Annotated in this window: 18 protein-coding genes and 1 riboswitch; of the genes, 8 read left to right on the forward strand and 10 right to left on the reverse strand. The window is 72.8% G+C overall.

From position 1 onward, the window contains the following. The first annotated feature begins 98 nt into the window (after window positions 1–98). Window positions 99–770 carry a pentapeptide repeat-containing protein gene (locus ACFYWG_RS27860; protein WP_389204038.1) on the forward strand — a complete coding sequence of 224 codons (672 nt, stop codon included), beginning with the start codon at window positions 99–101 and terminating at the stop codon, window positions 768–770. Between the two features lie 45 nt (window positions 771–815). Here the strand turns inward: ACFYWG_RS27860 and ACFYWG_RS27865 are convergent, their stop codons facing one another. After that, a complete protein-coding gene (locus ACFYWG_RS27865; RefSeq protein WP_376327046.1) occupies window positions 816–1,316 on the reverse strand; it encodes a hypothetical protein in 501 nt (166 codons plus the stop codon). Between the two features lie 7 nt (window positions 1,317–1,323). Here ACFYWG_RS27865 and ACFYWG_RS27870 point away from each other — a divergent pair, with 7 nt between their 5' ends. Next, window positions 1,324–2,757 carry a M1 family metallopeptidase gene (locus tag ACFYWG_RS27870; RefSeq protein WP_389204184.1) on the forward strand — a complete coding sequence of 478 codons (1,434 nt, stop codon included), beginning with the start codon at window positions 1,324–1,326 and terminating at the stop codon, window positions 2,755–2,757. Window positions 2,758–2,766: 9 nt separating this feature from the next. Here the strand turns inward: ACFYWG_RS27870 and ACFYWG_RS27875 are convergent, their stop codons facing one another. Both ACFYWG_RS27875 and ACFYWG_RS27880 read right to left on the reverse strand, forming a co-directional pair. After that, window positions 2,767–3,279, reverse strand: coding sequence for a GNAT family N-acetyltransferase (locus tag ACFYWG_RS27875; RefSeq protein WP_389204039.1), 513 nt, complete (start codon window positions 3,277–3,279; stop codon window positions 2,767–2,769). 108 nt (window positions 3,280–3,387) lie between these two features. Then, window positions 3,388–3,963 carry a TerD family protein gene (locus ACFYWG_RS27880; protein ID WP_010035999.1) on the reverse strand — a complete coding sequence of 192 codons (576 nt, stop codon included), beginning with the start codon at window positions 3,961–3,963 and terminating at the stop codon, window positions 3,388–3,390. 145 nt (window positions 3,964–4,108) lie between these two features. Between ACFYWG_RS27880 and arfB the strand changes: the two genes are divergently transcribed. Continuing rightward, window positions 4,109–4,546 carry an alternative ribosome rescue aminoacyl-tRNA hydrolase ArfB gene (gene arfB / locus ACFYWG_RS27885; RefSeq protein WP_376327042.1) on the forward strand — a complete coding sequence of 146 codons (438 nt, stop codon included), beginning with the start codon at window positions 4,109–4,111 and terminating at the stop codon, window positions 4,544–4,546. Between the two features lie 111 nt (window positions 4,547–4,657). On the opposite strand, the gene ACFYWG_RS27890 is transcribed toward arfB, so the two are convergent. Further along, entirely contained in the window at window positions 4,658–5,245 is a 588-nt protein-coding gene (locus ACFYWG_RS27890; protein ID WP_385412634.1) for a flavin reductase family protein, read from the reverse strand. A gap of 358 nt (window positions 5,246–5,603) precedes the next feature. On the opposite strand from ACFYWG_RS27890, the gene cdgB reads away from it, so the two are divergent. Next, entirely contained in the window at window positions 5,604–7,265 is a 1,662-nt protein-coding gene (gene cdgB, locus ACFYWG_RS27895) for a diguanylate cyclase CdgB (protein WP_389204041.1), read from the forward strand. A gap of 117 nt (window positions 7,266–7,382) precedes the next feature. Continuing rightward, window positions 7,383–8,342, forward strand: a complete 960-nt coding sequence (locus ACFYWG_RS27900; RefSeq protein ID WP_385412631.1) for a CBM35 domain-containing protein — start codon at window positions 7,383–7,385, stop codon at window positions 8,340–8,342. A 1-nt stretch (window position 8,343) separates the two neighbouring features. Here the strand turns inward: ACFYWG_RS27900 and ACFYWG_RS27905 are convergent, their stop codons facing one another. The 3 genes from ACFYWG_RS27905 to ACFYWG_RS27915 all read right to left on the reverse strand — a co-directional run bounded on the left by ACFYWG_RS27905 (window position 8,344) and on the right by ACFYWG_RS27915 (window position 11,548). Continuing rightward, window positions 8,344–9,273, reverse strand: coding sequence for a 1-phosphofructokinase family hexose kinase (locus ACFYWG_RS27905; RefSeq protein WP_389204185.1), 930 nt, complete (start codon window positions 9,271–9,273; stop codon window positions 8,344–8,346). A gap of 122 nt (window positions 9,274–9,395) precedes the next feature. Further along, window positions 9,396–10,607 carry an N-acetylglucosamine-6-phosphate deacetylase gene (gene nagA, locus ACFYWG_RS27910; protein WP_383503195.1) on the reverse strand — a complete coding sequence of 404 codons (1,212 nt, stop codon included), beginning with the start codon at window positions 10,605–10,607 and terminating at the stop codon, window positions 9,396–9,398. After that, complete coding sequence (locus ACFYWG_RS27915) at window positions 10,607–11,548, reverse strand: ROK family protein (RefSeq protein ID WP_389204042.1); 942 nt, start codon at window positions 11,546–11,548, stop codon at window positions 10,607–10,609. Before ACFYWG_RS27915 ends, nagA begins: the two co-directional genes overlap by 1 nt. A 133-nt stretch (window positions 11,549–11,681) precedes the next feature. Between ACFYWG_RS27915 and ACFYWG_RS27920 the strand changes: the two genes are divergently transcribed. Together ACFYWG_RS27920 and ACFYWG_RS27925 are read left to right on the forward strand one after the other, a co-directional pair. Next, window positions 11,682–12,935, forward strand: a complete 1,254-nt coding sequence (locus ACFYWG_RS27920; RefSeq protein WP_389204043.1) for an ABC transporter substrate-binding protein — start codon at window positions 11,682–11,684, stop codon at window positions 12,933–12,935. Between the two features lie 35 nt (window positions 12,936–12,970). Then, the gene (locus ACFYWG_RS27925; protein WP_383503202.1) at window positions 12,971–13,216 is read left to right on the forward strand and encodes a DUF3263 domain-containing protein; all 246 of its coding nucleotides are present in this window, start codon (window positions 12,971–12,973) and stop codon (window positions 13,214–13,216) included. Between the two features lie 219 nt (window positions 13,217–13,435). On the opposite strand, the gene otsB is transcribed toward ACFYWG_RS27925, so the two are convergent. From otsB to ACFYWG_RS27940, 3 genes are all read right to left on the reverse strand, one after another. Beyond that, entirely contained in the window at window positions 13,436–14,275 is an 840-nt protein-coding gene (gene otsB, locus ACFYWG_RS27930; protein ID WP_389204044.1) for a trehalose-phosphatase, read from the reverse strand. A 7-nt stretch (window positions 14,276–14,282) separates the two neighbouring features. Beyond that, a complete protein-coding gene (locus tag ACFYWG_RS27935) occupies window positions 14,283–15,671 on the reverse strand; it encodes a trehalose-6-phosphate synthase (protein ID WP_383503206.1) in 1,389 nt (462 codons plus the stop codon). Between the two features lie 74 nt (window positions 15,672–15,745). Then, complete coding sequence (locus tag ACFYWG_RS27940) at window positions 15,746–16,690, reverse strand: glucosyl-3-phosphoglycerate synthase (protein ID WP_389204045.1); 945 nt, start codon at window positions 16,688–16,690, stop codon at window positions 15,746–15,748. Window positions 16,691–16,843: 153 nt separating this feature from the next. Next, window positions 16,844–16,999, forward strand: a riboswitch (SAM riboswitch). 18 nt (window positions 17,000–17,017) lie between these two features. Here ACFYWG_RS27940 and thrC point away from each other — a divergent pair. Continuing rightward, window positions 17,018–18,304 (forward strand): threonine synthase, encoded by a 1,287-nt coding sequence (thrC, locus tag ACFYWG_RS27945; RefSeq protein ID WP_389204046.1) that lies wholly within the window; start codon window positions 17,018–17,020, stop codon window positions 18,302–18,304. Window positions 18,305–18,362: the final 58 nt, after the last annotated feature.

Raw genomic sequence — 18,362 nt, forward strand, 5'->3', positions numbered from 1 at the left:
GACGGACCGGAGGCGGCGGGATGTGACACGACCGGGAAACGTGCAGGTCAGGAGGGCAGGGCGGGGCGGTTGTCAGTGGTGGCGTGCAGCATGGGGGCATGGTGAGGAGAGCGGCGGGCGGGGTGAAGGGCGCGCGGCGGCCGGAGGTGCGGCTGCCGTCGCTGGAGCCGTTCGGGGGCGCCGGGCTGGAGCCGGACGGGGACTACGACGGGCTGGAGTTCGACGCGGCGGAGCTCGGCGGGCAGGACGGGGCCGGGGCGCGGTTCATGGACTGTGCGCTGACGGGGTGCGCGCTGGACGAGACGCGGCTGCGGCACGCCCGTTTCCTGGACTCGGTCCTCAGCGTTGTGCGCGGGGTCGGCACGGACCTCGCGGAGGCGACCCTGCGGGACGTGGAGCTGACCGACGCCCGCCTCGGCGGGCCGCAGCTGCACGGGGCGGTGCTGGAGCGGGTGCTGATCCGCGGCGGCAAGATCGACTACCTGAATCTGCGCACGGCCCGGCTGAGGGACGTCGTCTTCGAGGGCTGCGTCCTGGTCGAGCCGGACTTCGGCGGGGCGCGTCTGGAGCGGGTGGAGTTCGTCGACTGCGCGCTGAAGGGGGCCGACCTGCATGCGGCCACCCTGGTCGACGTCGACCTGCGCGGGGCCGCCCCGGTGGAGATCAGCAGGGGCCTGGACCGCCTGTCGGGCGCGGTGATCAGCCCGGCCCAGCTGCTGGACCTGGCTCCGGCGCTGGCCGCCCAGTGGGGGATCAGGGTGGAGGGCTGACGAGGCAGGACCGGCCAGGGGGACGGCCGCCTCGCGCCGCCGTTCTCACGGAACCCGGGGGAAGCGGGACTGCAGGGTCCAGATCGCCGGGTTCTCGGCGAGGTCGTCGTGCAGGTCCGTGAGGTCGGCGATCAGGTCGTGCAGGAAGTCCCGGGCTTCGCGGCGCAGTTCGCGGTGGGAGACGGTGAGCGGGGGCTCCTCCGCGCGCATCCAGTCGGCCTCGATGTCCACCCAGCCGAAGCGCCGCTCGAAGAGCATCCGGTCGGTCGACTCGGTGAAGTCCAGCTCCGCGCGCTGCGGCCGGGCGGCCCGGGACCCGGCCGGGTCCCGGTCGATGCGTTCCACGATGTCGCACAGGGCCCACGCGAAGTCGAGCACCGGCACCCAGCCCCACGACGTGGACACCTCGTGGTCGGTCTTCGTGTCCGCCAGGTAGACGTCACCGCAGAACAGGTCGTGGCGCAGCGCGCGCACGTCCGCGCGGCGGTAGTCGGTCTGCGGCGGGTCGGGGAAGCGGTTGGAGAGGGCGTAGCCGATGTCGAGCACGCAGGTGATGGTGTCACGCCGCCATAGGATCGCGACCGTGGCCCGATCTGCACGTGGTGTCCCCGTCCTGCTCGCCTGCCTCCTCGCCCTCGGCGGATGCGGCGGCGGGGTGCACGGCACCCCGGGCGGCCCGGGCGTGCGCGACCCGTACTTCCCGAAGGCCGGGAACGGCGGCTACGACGTGCGCCACTACGGCCTGCGCCTCGCCTACGAGCCGGCCGCGCAGCGGCTGACCGGCACGGCCACCCTCACCGCCCGCGCCGGCGAGGACCTCTCCGCCTTCAACCTGGACCTGCTCGGCCTGGAGGTCGACGGGGTCACCGTCGGCGGCCGCGCCGCCCGCTTCAACCGGGCGGGCCAGGAACTGACCGTCCGGCCGCGCGAGGACATCCGCCGGGGCGAGACGTTCCGCGTCACCGTCCGCTACGCGGGCGTGCCGCGGACCGTCACCGACCCGGACGGCTCGCAGGAGGGCTGGGTGCGCACCGCCGACGGCGTGCTCGCCCTGGGGGAGCCGACCGGGTCGATGGCCTGGTTCCCCGGCAACCACCACCCCTCCGACAAGGCGGCGTACGACCTGACGGTGACCGTGCCGGAAGGGCTGCGCGCCGTGTCCAACGGGGAGTTGCGCAGCGAGCGCACCGCCCGGGGCCGTACGACGTCGGTGTGGCACATGGGCCGGCCGATGGCGAGCTACCTGGCCACGCTCGCGATCGGCCGCTTCGACGTGGAGCGCTCCCGCACCCCGTCGGGGCTGCCCGTGTACACGGCCGTGGACCCCGCGGAGGCGCGGGAGAGCCGGCCGGTGCTGCGGCGGATCCCGGAGGTGCTGGGCTGGGCGGAGCGGCGGTTCGGGCCCTACCCCTTCTCCTCCACGGGCGCGATCGTCGACCGGGCCCCCGAGCTCGGTTACGCCCTGGAGACGCAGACCCGGCCGGTCTTCCCGGGCGCGCCCGACATGACCCTGCTGGTCCACGAGCTGGCCCACCAGTGGTACGGCGACTCCGTCTCGCCGGAGAGCTGGCGGGACATGTGGCTCAACGAGGGGTTCGCGACGTACGCGGAATGGCTGTGGGAGGAGGAGCACGGCGGGAGGAGCGCGCAGGAGACGTTCGACGCGCTGTACTCCGGCAGCTACTTCGCCACCCCGGAGGAGGCCGAGGCGCTGTGGGCCTTCCCGCCCGCCGAGCCGCCGGACGCCGCGCGGATCTCCGACCCGCCGGTGTACTGGCGGGGCGCGATGGTGCTGCAGCAGGTCCGCCGGACCGTCGGCGACGAGACGTTCCGGCGGATCCTGCGCGGCTGGGCGGCCGCGTACCGCTACGGGAACGCCGGCACGGCCGACTTCACCGCCTACGTGGAGCGGCAGGCGCCCGGGAAGGACCTCGACCCCGTGTGGGAGGAGTGGCTGTACGGCGAGGGGAAGCCCGAGCGGGCCTGAAGCGCCGGGCTACGGGGTGGTGAGGACCTTGCGCAGGACGGCGCAGGGGCGGCCCAGCTGCCGGTCCTCGCGGTGGGCGATCGTCCGGTAGCCGAGGGAGGTCCAGAAGGCGAGCGCCCGGTCGTTGCCGGTGAGGGCGGCGAGGCGCACGGCGGTGCGGCCCGCCGCGCGGAAGCGGTCCTCCACGAGGGACGCCAGGTGACGGCCGTGGCCTTGGCCCTGCCGGGCCGCGTCCACCATGAGCAGGCCGATCCACGGGTCGGGATCGGCCGGGTCCGGGTGGTGGGCGAGGGTGACGGCGATGCCGAGGAGGCTGCCGGGGCCGCGGGCGAGCAGGATCTCGGTGCCGGGCTGTGCCCACTCCCCGGCCAGCGCCGCCTCGACCTGCTCGGGACGGATGTCGTACGGGTCGGGGAAGTCGCCGCTCAGGGCGTGGAAGGCGTGGTGGGAGGCGTACAGAGCCGTCAGCTCGGTGAGCAGACGCCGGTTCAGGGACGCCGGGAGCAGGGGTTCGAGGATCACGGTGCCCGGTGGCTCTCGTGCGGGGCCGGTGGCGGGAGGGTACGCGCGCGGAAGCCCCCGGGCCGGTGACCGGCCCGGGGGCTTCCGCACGTGGACGGGGCGGATCCGTCAGACGTTCACGCCGAAGTCCTGGGCGATGCCGACCAGGCCCGAGGCGTAGCCCTGGCCGACGGCGCGGAACTTCCACTCCGCGCCGTTGCGGTACAGCTCGCCGAAGACCATGGCCGTCTCGGTCGCCGCGTCCTCGGAGAGGTCGTAGCGCGCGATCTCGGCGCCGCCGGCCTGGTTGACGATGCGGATGTACGCGTTGCGGACCTGGCCGAAGTTCTGGCTGCGGTTCTCGGCGTCGTAGATCGAGACCGGGAAGACGATCTTGTCGATGTCGGCCGGGAGGGCGGCGAGGTTGACGTTGATCGCCTCGTCGTCGCCGGCGCCTTCGCCGGTGCGGTTGTCACCGGTGTGGACGATCGAGTTGTCCGGCGTCTGCTTGTTGTTGAAGAAGACGAAGTGGGCGTCCGAGTAGACCTTGCCCTGCGTGTTGACCGCGATCGCGGAGGCGTCGAGGTCGAAGTCCGTGCCGGTGGTGGTGCGGACGTCCCAGCCGAGGCCCACGGTGACGGCGGTCAGGCCCGGAGCCTCCTTGGTGAGCGAGACGTTGCCACCCTTGGACAGGCTTACAGCCATTGTTGGGAGTCCCTTCCCTCGTGTGCGTACGGCAAGAAGCTACAGCTACCTCCTTGAACGACGAGAGGGGTACGCGAGGTTCCAGGTCCTTTACTTTCTTTACCCGGGGTTATTCGGGTGACGTGGACCGGACAGAGGCGGGAACATGGACGGCATGTCCGGTCCCCATGTCATCCGCGGCTCCGTCTCCTTGCCCGAGGCCGAGCTGATGTGGCGTTTCTCGCGGTCGTCGGGGCCGGGCGGCCAGCACGTCAACACCAGCGACTCCCGGGTCGAGCTGAGCTTCGACCTCGCCCGGACCGAGGCGCTGCCGGAGGTGTGGAAGCGGCGGGCGCTGGAGCGGCTGGCCGGCCGCCTGGTCGACGGCGTCGTCACCGTGCGGGCCTCCGAGCACCGCTCGCAGTGGCGCAACCGCGAGGCCGCCGCCGTGCGCCTGGCCGCGCTGCTGGCCGAGGCCACCGCACCGCCGCCCAAGCCCCGCCGGCCGACCCGTGTCCCGCGCGGCATCAACGAACGACGGCTGCGCGAGAAGAAGCAGCGCTCCGACACCAAGCGCGGCCGCTCCGGGCAGAACTGGAGCTAGGGCCTGTCGTTCGGATCATGACGCAGACGCGGCGTTCACAGGTGCTGCCGATGCCCTGCGCCAAGATCCAAACGACAGGCCCCAGGGCCGGACCGGCCGCGGGGAAACGGTCTACCGGCCCAGCTGCCGGTAGCGGCCGCGGAAGTACGCCAGCGGGCCGCCGTCCGCGCTCGGGATCCGGGCCGTCAGGACCCGGCCGATCACCAGGGTGTGGTCGCCGGCTGGCACGCGCTGCTCGGTGCGGCACTCGAGGACCGCCAGGGCCCCGCCCACCAGAGGCGATCCGGTGTGCTCGCCGCGGGTGTACGGGATGTCGGCGAACAGCAGGCGGTCGCTGACCCGGCCCTTCATGGCGAACCGGCCCGCGATGTGCCGCTGGCTCTCGGAGAGGACGGAGACCGCCCACAGGTCCTGCTCCTCCAGCAGCTCGTCCATGCGGGAGCCCTCGCGCAGGCTCACCAGCACCAGGGGCGGGTCCAGGGACACCGACATGAAGGCCGTCGCGGTCATGCCCACGTCCTCGCCGCCCGGGGCCGCGGGGTCGTCCGGGTCCAGCGGCGGCTCCTGGGCGGTCACCAGGACCACGCCCGAGGCCAGCCGGGACATGGCGGCGCGGAACTCGTCGTTGCTCACCCCCTCAGGATGCCCGGCGGCGGGCGACGGCATGATCGGGGACGGGGCGGCGGGAGGGTTCGACACACCCGGAACGCTAATGTCCGTCCCGCGCGCCGCGCATCGGGCTCCCGCCCGATCGCGGTCCTAGGACTCCCGGCGGACGTCGCACCGGGTAAGCAACCCCGTCCGAGCGACGGCTTCATGAACAGATGTGGGCACCCGGACGAACTTTGCGTTCGGTGCCGCGCGTGAAAAACGCAGAAACTCCACTCAATTGTTCAGGTTTGCCTGTGACTTGAGTCACAAGGGGCAGGAATTGTTGACCCTGTGTACCGAGTGAGGAGCGCGCTGTGATTCAGTGGCGGGGAAGCTGCCAGGACCGTACGCCGATGAAGACCCTTGATTCTTGATTCGCTGCGAGGTACTCGGGGGGAGGGCGAGCATGGAGACCGAGTCGGAGCCCTATGTCCGTCTTGCGTCCCTGCGACAACTGCACCAGGTCATGGCCGACATGAACACGGCCCGCAGCCTGGCGGACACGCTGCAGACCGTCGCGGAGGGAGTCGTCGCCGCCCTCGGGTACGAGCTGGCGTGCGTGAACCTCGTCCGGCCCGACGGCGACCTCGTCGTCGCCGCCTTCGCCGGGAACCCGGCCGCCGAGGCCCTCATCACCGGCCGCGTCGGCTCGCGCGACTCCTGGGAGCGCCGCCTCGGCATGGGGGAGCACTGGGGCGACCTGGTGTTCATACCCCACAGCGAGGGCTGGGTCCTCGACGACGACGACGTCCCGCAGTGGTACACCGACGGCCCCGCCCCCCGCTTCGAGGACGAGTGGCACCCGGCCGACCGCCTCTTCGCCCCCATGTACGCGCCCGGCCCGCAGGGCAACGCGGCCTGCGGCGAGCTGATCGGGGTCCTGTCCGTGGACCGCCCGCGCAACGGCCGCCGGCCCGGCGCCTGGGGCCGCGAGGCCCTCCAGATGTACGCCTTCCAGGCCGCCATCGCCATCAGCAACGCGCGTCTACGTGCGAACATGCAGCGCGCCCTGGTCCGGCTGGAGCGCGAGCAGCAGGCGCTGCGGGCGAGCGAGGAGAGCTTCCGGCAGGCCTTCGAGTACGCCCCCTCCGGCATGGCCATCGCCGAGATGGGCGGCGACCAGCACGGCCGGATCCTGCGGACCAACGACGCCCTGTGCCGGCTGCTCGGCCGCCCCGCCTCCGCGATGCGCCGCTACTCCTTCTCCGACCTCGTCCACCCCGAGGACATAGGCACCCTGCTGCGGACCTCCGCGGAGGGCGGCCGCGCCGAGCTCCGCCTCGGCCGCCGGGACGGCACGTACGTCTGGGTCAGCCTGCGCAACAGCGTGGTCGCGGACGCCGCCGACGGGCCGCGCTTCCTGCTCACCCACGTCGAGGACATAGAGGAGCGCAAGCGCCGCGAGCTCCAGCTCGCCCACCGCGCCTCGCACGACTCCCTCACCGGCCTGCCGAACTCGGCCGAACTGCGCTCCCGGCTGTCGGCCCGCCTGTGCCGCCGGGCCACGCCGCCCCACTCCGCCGTCGCCGAGTCCCACGACGCCGCCTACAGCCACCCCGCCTTCGACGCGGTCGGCGCCGGCTTCGACTTCCCGGGGGGCGCCGAGCCGTACGACGCCTTCGACCACCACGTGCACACCGTCGCGCCGGACGGGGGCCACGACGACGGCACCAAGGGACTGGCCGTCCTCTTCTGCGACCTGGACGGCTTCAAGTCGATCAACGACCGGTTCGGGCACAACGCGGGTGACGCGGTCCTCATCGAGGTCGCGCGGCGGCTGAGCAACGGGGTGCGCGACGGGGACACCGTCGCCCGGCTCGGGGGTGACGAATTCGTCATCCTCGCCGACGGACTCGGCCGGGCCGACGCGCAGGACCTCGCGGTGCGGCTGCGCAACGAGATCATCCAACCCATCCGCGCCGAGGGCCGGGCCGTCCGCGTGGGCGCCAGTTTCGGCATCGGATGGGCACACTGTGGAATGACGGCGGACGAAGTGTTGAAATCCGCTGACGAGCGGATGTACGTCGAGAAACGATCTCGTCCCAAACAACACAGACGCGCTGGGTGATCCCCAGGTCAGCGAGTCGGTGCGGTCGGAGTCACCCGTTCGGGCCCCTGGGAGCGGGTAGGCTCGCTGTCTCACGACCGGAACGTACGCACCGCTTTTGACTGAGGAGACCAAGGGATGACGCCCGGCAACAACGGCGCGAGCACGCCCGAGGACGACGACCCGTTCGGCTATCTCTACGCCGACGGGCAGGCCAACGGAGCCCAGCCGCCGTCCGGGGGCTACGGCTACCCGAACTCGGTCAACCGGGTGCGGACGGTCGGCACCCGCCCCTACGGCCAGCAGCAGGCGCCGGCCCAGGCGCCCTACGGGCAGGCCCCGCAGCAGCAGGGCGCCTACGGTCAGCCGAACGCGCACTACGCCGCGCCGGAGACGCTGCCGGGTGGGGCCACCACCACGACGATGCACTCGGACGGTCACGGCGGCCGCGGCGGGCACGGCGGCCGGGGTGGCCGCGGGCCCAACACCAAGGGGCTGCTGATCGGCGCGATCGCGGTGGTCGCCGCGGTCGTCATCGGCATCGGCGTGGCCATGGTGGGCGGCGACGACGACAAGGGCGACGAAGGCAGCCGGGCGAACCCGGCGCCGACGCAGACGGAGGACTCCGAGCCGAGCCCGTCGGCGAGCAAGGGCGGCGACAGCGAGGCGGAACTCCCGACGATCGACGCGAAGGCCCTGCGGCTCGGTCCCGGCCTGTCGACGGCCTCGGAGTTCGAGGGCGCCAAGGCCGACGGCGGCACCTATGTGACGGGCTTCAACCAGGTCGGCGCCAAGGTCACCTGGTCCGTGGACGGCATCAAGAAGGCCGGCAACTACCGGCTGTACGTGCGGTACGGCACTCCGGGCACGGATGCCAACGCCACGCTCGTGGTCAACGGCCAGGCCGAGAGCAGGCCCCTCAACATGGAGAACTTCGGCGGGACGCCGAAGGGCGACTGGGAAAAGGGCTGGAAGGAAACCTGGTCCAACGTCCGCCTGACCAAGGGCACCAACACGATCGAGCTCGCCTGCAACGAGGGCAACCAGTGCGAGGCGGTGCTCGACCAGATGTGGCTCACCGGCGAGCAGGGCGCGTAGTTCAGGCCGCGCTGGCCTCCGTGGTCACCGAGATCGTCGTCAGCAGGGTCTCGTAGGTCCGGTGGTCGTACTCGCCGGCCACCGGTGAGGTGACCGCGGCCGCTGCCAGTGCCGCGGCCCGGGTGAGGCGGTCCGGCCACGGCAAGTGGTCCGTGAGGGCCGACAGCAGGCCCGCCACCGCCGCGTCGCCCGCGCCCGTCGGATTGCCGCGGATCGCGGACGGCGGCGTGGCGCGCCAGCGGCCCTCCGGGGTGACCGCGAGCAGGCCCGCCGGGCCGAGGGAGGCGACCACCGCGCCCGCGCCCCGGCGCCGGGCGTCCTGCGTGGCGCGCAACGGCTCGTGGGAGCCGGTCAGTTCGGCCAGTTCGTCGGCGTTCGGCTTGATGATGTCGGGACGGGCCGCGACCCCCCGCCGCAGCGGTTCACCGCTGGTGTCCAGCAGGACCGGGACTCCGGCGGCCCGGGCCGTGCGGACCAGGCCCGCGTACGCGCCCACCGGCACACCCGGCGGCAGGCTGCCGCACAGCGCCACCGCAGAGGCACCGGGCAGCAGGTCCTCGTAGGCCTCCTGGAAGGCCGACCACTCGGCGGGCAGGACGTGCGGGCCCGGTTCGTTCAGCTGGGTGGTGTCGCCGGTGCGCTCGTCGACCACGGCGATCGTGCGGCGGGTGGCGCCGGAGATCGGGACCAGCGCGTCCACCAGGCCCGGCACCGTCGTGAGCCCCTCCTGCACCACGCGGCCGGCCGGGCCGCCCGCGAAGCCGGTCACCGTCACCTCGTGGCCGAGGGCCGCGAGGACCCGGGCCACGTTGACGCCCTTGCCGCCGGGGCGTTCGGTCACCTCGGTGACACGGTGGGAGGTGTGCGGCCGGAGGGACCGCACGCGATAGGTGATGTCGAGAGCGGTGTTCAGCGTGACCGTGAGGATCACCTCGGCCGACCTCCCCCGGTAAACGCGCTTGTCGCCGTGGACATGGTGAAGCCTGATCATGCCAAAGAGACGGCGGCCGGCCCAGTCCGGGACCCGGCCACCGTCTCCGACTGCGGGACGGATCAGCCCAGTTGGGGACCGACCACCCATTCGCCCCGGCGCATCACGCCCTTGAGGTCGAAGGCGGAGTCCAGCAGCAGCAGGTCGGCGGACTTGCCGGGCTCCAGGGAGCCGATCGTGTCGTCCATGCCGAGCAGCCGGGCCGGGGTGGCCGACAGTGCCGTCACCGCGTCCTCGACGGACAGGCCGTCGACCGTGACGGCCCGCTTGAAGGCGCGGTCCAGGGTGAGGGTCGAACCGGCGATCGTGCCGTCCGCCACCAGCCGGGCCACGCCGTCCGAGACCTCCACCTCCAGCGGGCCGAGCCAGTAGCGGCCGTCGCCGAACCCGGCGGCGTCCATCGCGTCCGTGATGAACGCGACCCGGTCGGCGCCCGCGTGACGGAACGCCAGGCGGAGCGCGGCGGGGTGGAGGTGCGTGCCGTCGTTGATCAGCTCGACGGTGATCCGGTCGTCCTCCAGCAGCGCGGTGATCGGGCCGGGGGCGCGGTGGCCGAGCGGGGGCATGGCGTTGAAGAGGTGCGTGGCGACCGTGGCGCCGGCGTCGATGGCCTGGACGGTCTGCTCGTAGGAGGCGTCGGTGTGGCCGATCGCCGCGATGACGCCGCGCTCGGCCAGCAGGCGCACGGAGTCCAGGCCGCCGGGCAGCTCGGTGGCGAGGGTGACCATCGCGGCCCGGCCCCGGGCCGCGTCGATCAGCTTGCGGACCTCCGCCGGGTCCGGGTCGCGCAGCAGCTCCTCGGAGTGGGCGCCCTTGCGGCAGGGGGAGATGAACGGTCCCTCGAAGTGGATGCCGGCGATCTCGCCCTGCTCGGCGAGTTCGCTCAGCAGGCCCGCGCGCCGGGCGAGGACGTCCAGGTCGCCGGTGACGGTGGACGCGACCAGGGTGGTCGTGCCGTGCAGGCGGTGGGTGTGGATGCCCTTGAGGATGTCGTCGACCGAGCCGGAGGTGAAGGAGGCTCCGCCGCCGCCGTGGTTGTGGAGGTCGACGAAACCGGGGACCACGTAGTGGCCGGTCACGTCGATGACCTCTGCGTTCTCCGGCGGGGTGGCGGCGATGCGGGTGCCGTCGACGGTCAGTCGGCCGTTCTCGACGGTTCCTGTGGGGAGGACCACGGTCGCGCCGGTGAGGACCGTGGGGTGTCCGGCCGTGGCGGGGTGCGGGTGCGTCGTGGCTGGTCGCGCAGTTCCCCGCGCCCCTGGGGCAATGGCCATCAGGGAGTTACCTCCGTGCGGTCGGTTCGGTCGAGGAGATCCCAGGCCAGGAGCCCGGCGCCCAGGCAACCGGCGGCGTCGCCCAGGGCGGCGGGGACGACGGACGGTTCTTTCTGGAAGGTGATGCGGCTGCGGATCGCCTCCCGCAGGGGCGTGAACAGGGTTTTCCCCGCCTCCGCCAGGCCGCCGCCGACGATCAGCACGCGGGGGTCCAGCAGGGTCAGGGCCGTGACCAGTCCGTCGGCCAGGGCGTCCACGGCCTCCTGCCAGACCCTGGACGCCCCGGGGTCACCGGACTCCACCGCCTTCGCGCAGTCCGCCGCGTCCGCACCCGGGGTGCCCGAGGCCGCTGCCCAGGCCTCGCTGACGGCCGCCGCCGAGGCGAACCGCTCCAGGCAGCCGCGCTGGCCGCACGGGCAGGGAGCACCGCCGGGGCGTACGACGACGTGGCCGATCTCGCCCGCGAAGCCGTGCGCGCCCGCCTCGACCCGGCCGTCGACGCCGATGGCGCCCGCGATGCCGGTGCCGAGCGCCACGAACAGGAACCGGTCCGCGCCCAGGCCCGCGCCGACCCGGCCCTCGGCGAGGCCGCCGGTGCGCACGTCGTGGCCGAGGGCGACCGGGACGCCCAGCCGCTCGGTGAGCAGGTCGCGCAGCGGGACGTCGCGCCAGCCGAGGTTCGCCGCGTAGGCGGCGACGCCCCGGGTCTCGTCGACGATGCCGGGGACGGCCACGCCCGCGGCGCGGGCGGGTGTCCCGAACTGCTCGGCGCCGTACGCGAAAAGCTCGGCGGCGAAGTCGAGGATCCCCGCGACGACGGCCTCCGGGCCCTGCGCGCGGGCGGTCGCCCGGCGGGCCCGATGCAGTACCTCGCCCTCGGGTCCGGCCAGGGCGGCCTTCATCCCGGTGCCGCCCACGTCGAGGGCGATGACATGTCTCACGGGAACAGTGTGACCCGGGGACCCGCAAGAGGTCTAGTCCACTCACGTGGTGTAGACCTTATTCCGGATATCGAAAAGTTTTCGGACGGCGGCGACGCCGGGACGGGGGACGACAGCGGTGCTGCGGCGGCGGATGACAGGAGCGATCGCGGTGGCGTCCGCTCTGGGCATGACGGCGGTCCTCGGCGGCTGCGGAGTCACGGGCGGCTCGGCCGACGTCACGCTGGAGCTGGTCGCCGCCGACTACGGCGACAGCGCCGCCAACAGCTCGAAGAAGTACTGGGAGGAGCTGGCGGAGGAGTACGAGGCCGACCACCCCGACGTGGACATCGACGTCAGCGTCTACTCCTGGAAGGACGTCGACCGCGAGGTCAAGGAGAGGGTCGAGGCCGGCGACCCGCCGGACCTGGCGCAGATCGGCGCGTACGCCGACCACGCGGCGCGCGGCCGGCTCTACAAGGCCGACGAACTGCTCTCCATACCCGTGCAGGCCGACTTCCTGGGGCAGTTGGCCACCGCCGGGCAGGTGAACGGCATCCAGTACGGCATGCCGTTCGCCTCCTCCACACGGGTCCTCTTCTACAACAAGTCCCTCTTCGCCAAGGCCGGCATCACCCCGCCCGAGACCTGGGACGAGCTGGCCGGGGACGCGGCGAAGCTCAAGGCGAAGGGCGTGAAGTACCCCTACGCGCTGCCCCTCGGGCCGGAGGAGGCGCAGGCCGAGACCATGCAGTGGATGCTCGGCGGCGGGGGCGGCTACACCGACACCGCCGGCAGCTACGGCATCGACTCCCCGGACAACATCGGCACCTTCACCTGGCTGAAGGACGAGCTGGTCGGCAAGGGCCTGACCGGGCCGGTCCCGCCGGGCAAGCTCAACCGGGCCGCCGCGTTCGCCGCGTTCGCCGAGGGCGAGGTCGGGATGCTGACCGGCCACCCCTCGCTGATGAAGATCGCGGAGAAGAAGGGCGTCGACTACGGGATGGTTCCGCTGCCGGGCAAGGACGGCAGGAGCCGCTCCACGCTCGGCGTCGCCGACTGGATGATGGCCTTCCGCGAGAACGGCCACCGCGACCAGGCCGGGGACTTCCTCAACTTCGTGTACAGCGAGAAGAACGTGCTGAAGTTCTCCCGCGAGTACGACCTGCTTCCGGTGACGAGCTCGGCGTCCGCGACCATGGCCGACGCCGGCCGGGACAAGCACCTCAGGCCGTTCCTGGAGGAGCTGCCCGCCTCCGAGCTCTACCCGGTCGGCAAGACCTCGTGGGCCGAGGTCAGTGCGCAGGTCAAGCAGCAGATCGGCAAGGCCGTGGCCCCCGGCGGCAGCGTCTCGGGCGTCCTGGGCCACCTCCAGGCGTCGGCGAGCCGGGCGGAGAGCGCGGAGTAGCGCCGCTGTCGGTGGCAGGGGTTACGGTGCCGGGCATGGACGAGGAGAGCGGCGGGACGGGGCTCGGGCGCAGGGAGCGGGACATCCTGGCGCTGGAGGGGCGCGGCTTTCCCGGCCCGGGCGCGAAGGAGCGGGCCATACGTGAGGAGCTGGGCCTCGCGCCGGTCCGCTACTACCAGCTCCTCAACGCGCTGCTGGACGACCCCCGGGCCCTGGCCCACGCGCCGGTCACGGTCAACCGGCTGCGGCGGATACGGGAGCGGCGGCGGGGGGAACGCTGACGTCCCGGTCGTCGGCGGTCGGCTTCGGGGCCCGGTGATGTCCGCCGGTTGTCGGGTGCGGGTGGTCGGTGGCTGTTCGCGCAGTTCCCCGCGCCCCTGAGGTTTCGGGGGTGGTCGGTCGTTGTCGGGTGCGGGCCGGTGGTGGGTGTTCGCGCAGTTCCCCGCGCCCCTGGGGTGGCGGCGGTTGTGCGTCGTGCGCCCCGGTGAGGGCTCGGGTCTTCAGGCGATGTGGTGTGCCAAGGCGTGCAGGAGGTGGACCACGCCCTGCGGGCCGTCGACCACCAGGTCCGCGCGGTCGCGCAGTTCCGTCACCTCGTCGCTGCCGCTGCACACCAGCAGGCCCGGGGTGCCCTCCGCGCGCAGGGCGTCCACGGCGGCGTAGGCGGGCAGGTCGCCGAGGTCGTCCCCGGCGTACAGGACGCAGCCCGCGCCGATCTCGCGGGCGAAGGCGGTCAGGGCGACCCCCTTGTCGATGCCGGGCGGGCGCAGCTCCAGGACCATGCGGCCGGGCTCGACGATCAGGCCGTGGCGGGCCGCCAGCCCGGTGAGCGGTTCGCGCAGGGCCTCGAAGACGCCCTGCGGGTCGGCTGCCCGCCGGGTGTGCACGGCCACGGCCCGGCCCTTGTCCTCGACGTAGGTCCCGGTGCCCGCCAGCAGCCCCGGCAGTTCGGCGCGCACGGCGTCGACCCCGGGAGGCGCCGGCGGGGCGGTGACCGCACCGGTGCGGGCGTCCCAGCGCTCGGCGCCGTAGTGCCCGAGGACGACCAGGTGCTCCAGGCCGGGCGCGTCGGCGAAGGCGCCGTTGCGCACGGCGACCTCGGCCGGCCGGCCGGTGACCACCGCGACGGCGGCCACCTTCGGCGCGAGCGCGGCCAGCGCGGACAGCGCCTCCGGGTGGGCCCGGGCCCGGTCGGGGTCGGCCACGATCGGCGCGAGCGTCCCGTCGAAGTCGAGGCCGATCAGCGCCTTGCCGGGCCCGGCGAGCAAGGCGTCCAGGCCCTGGCGCCCGGCCTCGGTGACGGGGGCGGGCAGGGGCTCGGGGGCGGGGGCGGTGCTCATCGGCCGCTCAGCCCCTCAGTGCGTCGAGCTGCTCGACGAACCAGCGCGCGGGCGGCAGGGCCGTGGCCGCGGCAGCCAGGCGCTTGCTGCGCTCGGCCCGCTCCTCCGGACGCATCGACAGGGCCTCGTGCAGGGCCTCGGCCGTGCCCGTGACGTCGTAGGGGTTGACCGTGATCGCGTCCTCGCCCAGCTCCTCGTGCGCCCCGGCCTCCCGGGACAGCACCAGCGCGCAGCCCCTCTCCGAGATGACCGGGACCTCCTTGGCCACCAGGTTCATCCCGTCGCGGATGGGGTTGACCAGGGCCACGTCGGCCAGCCGGTACGCGGCCAGGGAGCGGGCGAAGTCGTCCTTGACGTGCAGCACGACCGGCGTCCAGCCCGGCGTGCCGAACTCGGCGTTGATCTCGTCGGCCAGGCGCTGCACCTCGGCCGTGTAGTCCCGGTAGACCGCGAGGTCCTGCCGCGAGGGGTAGGCGAAGGCGACGTGGCACACGCGCTCGCGCCACTCGCCGTGGGCCTCGAGCAGCCGCCGGTAGGCCAGCAGGCCGCGCACGATGTTCTTCGACAGCTCCGTGCGGTCGACCCGGACGACGGTGCGGCGGCCCTCGCCGATCTCCTCGCGCAGCGCCGCCATGCGCTCCTCGACGTCCTGCTCGTGCGCCCGCTTGCGCAGGAAGTCCGCGTCCGCGCCGAGGCCGTGCACGCCGATCCGCGTGCCGCCGAGCCCGCCCGCGAACCGCTCGGCGCACGCGGTGAACGCGTCCGCCCAGCGCTGGGTGAGGAAGCCGAGCCGGTCCGCGCCGAGCATGCCGCGCAGCACCTGCCCCGCCACGTCGTCCGGCAGCATCCGGAAGTACTCCGGCGGCGCCCACGGCGTGTGCGAGAAGTGGCCGATCCTGAGGTCCGGGCGCAGCTCGCGCAGCATGCCCGGCACCAGCGTCAGGTGGTAGTCCTGCACCACGACCGCCGCGCCCTGCGCCGCCTCCTCGGCCAGCGCCTCGGCGAACGCCCGGTTGTACGTCTCGTACGACGCCCACCGGCGGCGGAACTCCGCGTCGAAGACCGGTTCCAGGGGGGTCTGGTAGAGCATGTGGTGGACGAACCACAGCACCGAGTTGGCGATGCCGTTGTAGGCGTCGGCGTGCACGTCGGCCGGGATGTCGAGCATCCGCACGCCGTCCTCGCCGACCCCCCGCCGGACCGCCTCGCGGTCGCCGTCGGACAGCGCCGAGCAGACCCACAGGGCGTCCGCGTCCGAGCCGATCGCCGAGAGCCCCGAGACCAGACCGCCGCCGCCCCGTTTGGCGTCCAGCGAACCGTCCTCGCCGACCGTGTAGGAGACCGGGCCGCGGTTGGAGGCCACCAATACCCGTGCAGAACCGTACGTCGAACCCATAGGCCTCAACCTAGCCCGGCCTGTAAACGCTCAAACGTACGGACCTGCCGCGCGCGGCCGAAAAACAGCCCGGGTCAGGCGGCCCGCCGCGCCTGGTACTCGGCGATCTCCACCATCGGCGGGCGTTCCTCGGTGTCCACCGAGTACGTGCGCGGTTCGAAGCCGTCCCCGTTCCGCTCGAACTGGGTCAGGGACGGCCGGATCAGGTGCCCCCGGGCCAGCCGCAGCTGGGCCGTGCGGTAGATCTCGGCGGCCATCCGGCCCAGCGCCTGCCCGTCCTGGTGGCGGTGCTTGCGGACGCCGACGTCCACCTGCGCGAGCGCGTCGAGGCCGGCCAGGTGCAGGGCGTCGACGAGCACGCCCAGCTCGACGCCGTACCCGACGGGGAAGGGCAGCTGCTCCAGCAGGGAGCGGCGGGCCGCGTACTCACCGCCCAGCGGCTGCACGAACCCGGCGAGCCGCGGCCAGTGCATGTTGAGCAGCGGGCGCGCCATCAGCTCGGTGACCCGGCCGCCCTGCCCGGCGGCCCCGCCGAGGGGACGGTCGTACATGCCCTTGACCAGCTCGACCTCCGGGTCGGTCAGCAGCGGGCCCACGATGCCGGAGACGAAGTCGGACGAGAAGTCCCGCAGGTCCGCGTCGACGAAGCAGACGATGTCGCCGCGGGTGACCAGCAGCGAGCGCCACAGCACCTCGCCCTTGCCCGGCAGGGCGGGCAGCCGGGGGAGGATCGCGTCCCGGTGCACCACCGTCGCGCCCGCGGCGGCGGCCACCTCGGAGGTGCGGTCGGTCGACCCGGAGTCGATCACCACCAGCTCGTCGACGAGCGGCACCTGCAGCATCAGGTCGTGGCGGATGGCGGCGGAGATGTCGCCGACCGTCTCCTCCTCGTTCAGAGCCGGCAGCACCACGCTCACCGTGCGGCCCGTGCGCTGCTTGGCCGCCAGGATGCTGTGGAGCGGGCGGTCGTACACGGACCAGGAACGGGCGCTCAGCCAGCGCTCGACTTCTTCCAGCACCGTGGCTGCTCCTTGCGTTCTCTCGGCGGGACGGATGTGACGCGTCTCGCGGTGCGGACGGCTATCTCAACTGTCCTGGTCGTCGGTTACAGTCTTGAACAACGCGGATGACCATCGCATGTCCGGGGTCGCCCGCCGCCTACAACCACATACAGCTCATCCAGAGGGGCAGAGGGAAACGGCCCGATGAAGCCCCGGCAACCCTCCAGTCGGTTCTCGTAGGTCACCGCTGACCACTTCGCGAGGCTCCCGGCTAGGGAAGGTGCCAAATCCGTCTCACGGCGAGATGCGTCGTGAGGAAGATGAGGAGAAAGGGCCTCGCCTCACATGGCTGTGCAGACTGTTGCAAGCACCACGAACTCCACCGTAGACCTCGGCCCGGCCGCCGCGCTGAGCTGCCGCGAGTGCGGTCACCGCGTGCCCCTCGGCCCGGTCTTCGCCTGCGAGGAGTGTTTCGGCCCGCTGGAGATCGCTTACGACTTCTCGTCCTACGACGCCGAGGAGCTGCGCAAGCGGATCGAGGCGGGACCCGCGAACATCTGGCGCTACGCCCCGCTGCTGCCGGTCCCGGCCGACGTCGCGGACAAGCCGAACATCAACCCGGGCTGGACCAAGCTCGTCCGGGCCGACAACCTCGCCCGCGAGCTGGGCGTCGACGCCGGCAAGCTGTTCGTCAAGGACGACTCGGGCAACCCGACGCACTCCTTCAAGGACCGGGTCGTCGCGCAGGCCCTGGAGGCCGCCCGCGCCTTCGGCTTCACCACCCTGTCCTGCTCCTCCACCGGCAACCTGGCCGGCGCGGTGGGCGCCGCCGCGGCCCGGGCCGGCTTCCGCTCCTGCGTGTTCATCCCGCACGACCTGGAGCAGGGCAAGGTCGTCATGGCCGCCGTCTACGGCGGCGAGCTGGTCGGCATCGAGGGCAACTACGACGACGTCAACCGCTTCTGCTCCGAGCTCATCGGCGACCCGGCGGGCGAGGGCTGGGGCTTCGTCAACGTCAACCTGCGGCCCTACTACGCGGAGGGCTCCAAGACCCTCGCCTACGAGATCTGCGAACAGCTCGGCTGGCGGCTGCCCGACCAGCTCGTGGTGCCGATCGCCTCCGGCTCGCAGCTCACGAAGATCGACAAGGGCCTGCAGGAGCTGATCAAGCTCGGTCTCGTCGAGGACAAGCCGTACAAGATCTTCGGTGCGCAGGCCGAGGGCTGCTCGCCGGTGTCGACGGCCTTCAAGGCCGGCCACGACGTGGTGCGTCCGCAGAAGCCCGACACGATCGCCAAGTCCCTGGCGATCGGCAACCCGGCGGATGGGCCGTACGTGCTGGACATCGCGCGGCGGACGGGCGGTGCGGTGGAGGACGTGACGGACGAGCAGGTCGTCGACGCGATCAAGGTCCTGGCACGGACCGAGGGCATCTTCGCGGAGACCGCCGGCGGGGTGACCGTGGGTGTGACGCGAAAGTTGATCGAGAACGGGGTTCTCGACCCGGCGAAGACCACCGTGGTGCTCAACACCGGGGACGGTCTGAAGACGCTGGACGCGGTGGCCGGGACCGGGCTGACCGCGACCATCCGGCCCAACCTGGACGCGTTCCGTGAGGCCGGGCTGGTCTGATCGTTGTTCGCTGCGGGCCGGTGGGGGCTGGTCGCGCAGTTCCCCGCGCCCCTGAGGG

The organism is Streptomyces sp. NPDC003456 (genome assembly GCF_042878735.1).
Classification (GTDB): domain Bacteria; phylum Actinomycetota; class Actinomycetes; order Streptomycetales; family Streptomycetaceae; genus Streptomyces.

Bases quoted from the DNA above. Each gene is read 5' to 3' on its own strand.
- ACFYWG_RS27860 (WP_389204038.1), top strand. From the start codon at position 99: ATGGTGAGGAGAGCGGCGGGCGGGGTGAAGGGCGCGCGGCGGCCGGAG.
- ACFYWG_RS27870 (WP_389204184.1), top strand. From the start codon at position 1,324: ATGGTGTCACGCCGCCATAGGATCGCGACCGTGGCCCGATCTGCACGT.
- ACFYWG_RS27880 (WP_010035999.1), bottom strand. From the start codon at position 3,963: ATGGCTGTAAGCCTGTCCAAGGGTGGCAACGTCTCGCTCACCAAGGAG.
- arfB (WP_376327042.1), top strand. From the start codon at position 4,109: ATGGACGGCATGTCCGGTCCCCATGTCATCCGCGGCTCCGTCTCCTTG.
- cdgB (WP_389204041.1), top strand. From the start codon at position 5,604: ATGGAGACCGAGTCGGAGCCCTATGTCCGTCTTGCGTCCCTGCGACAA.
- ACFYWG_RS27900 (WP_385412631.1), top strand. From the start codon at position 7,383: ATGACGCCCGGCAACAACGGCGCGAGCACGCCCGAGGACGACGACCCG.
- nagA (WP_383503195.1), bottom strand. From the start codon at position 10,607: ATGGCCATTGCCCCAGGGGCGCGGGGAACTGCGCGACCAGCCACGACG.
- ACFYWG_RS27920 (WP_389204043.1), top strand. From the start codon at position 11,682: ATGACAGGAGCGATCGCGGTGGCGTCCGCTCTGGGCATGACGGCGGTC.
- ACFYWG_RS27925 (WP_383503202.1), top strand. From the start codon at position 12,971: ATGGACGAGGAGAGCGGCGGGACGGGGCTCGGGCGCAGGGAGCGGGAC.
- otsB (WP_389204044.1), bottom strand. From the start codon at position 14,275: ATGAGCACCGCCCCCGCCCCCGAGCCCCTGCCCGCCCCCGTCACCGAG.
- ACFYWG_RS27935 (WP_383503206.1), bottom strand. From the start codon at position 15,671: ATGGGTTCGACGTACGGTTCTGCACGGGTATTGGTGGCCTCCAACCGC.
- thrC (WP_389204046.1), top strand. From the start codon at position 17,018: ATGGCTGTGCAGACTGTTGCAAGCACCACGAACTCCACCGTAGACCTC.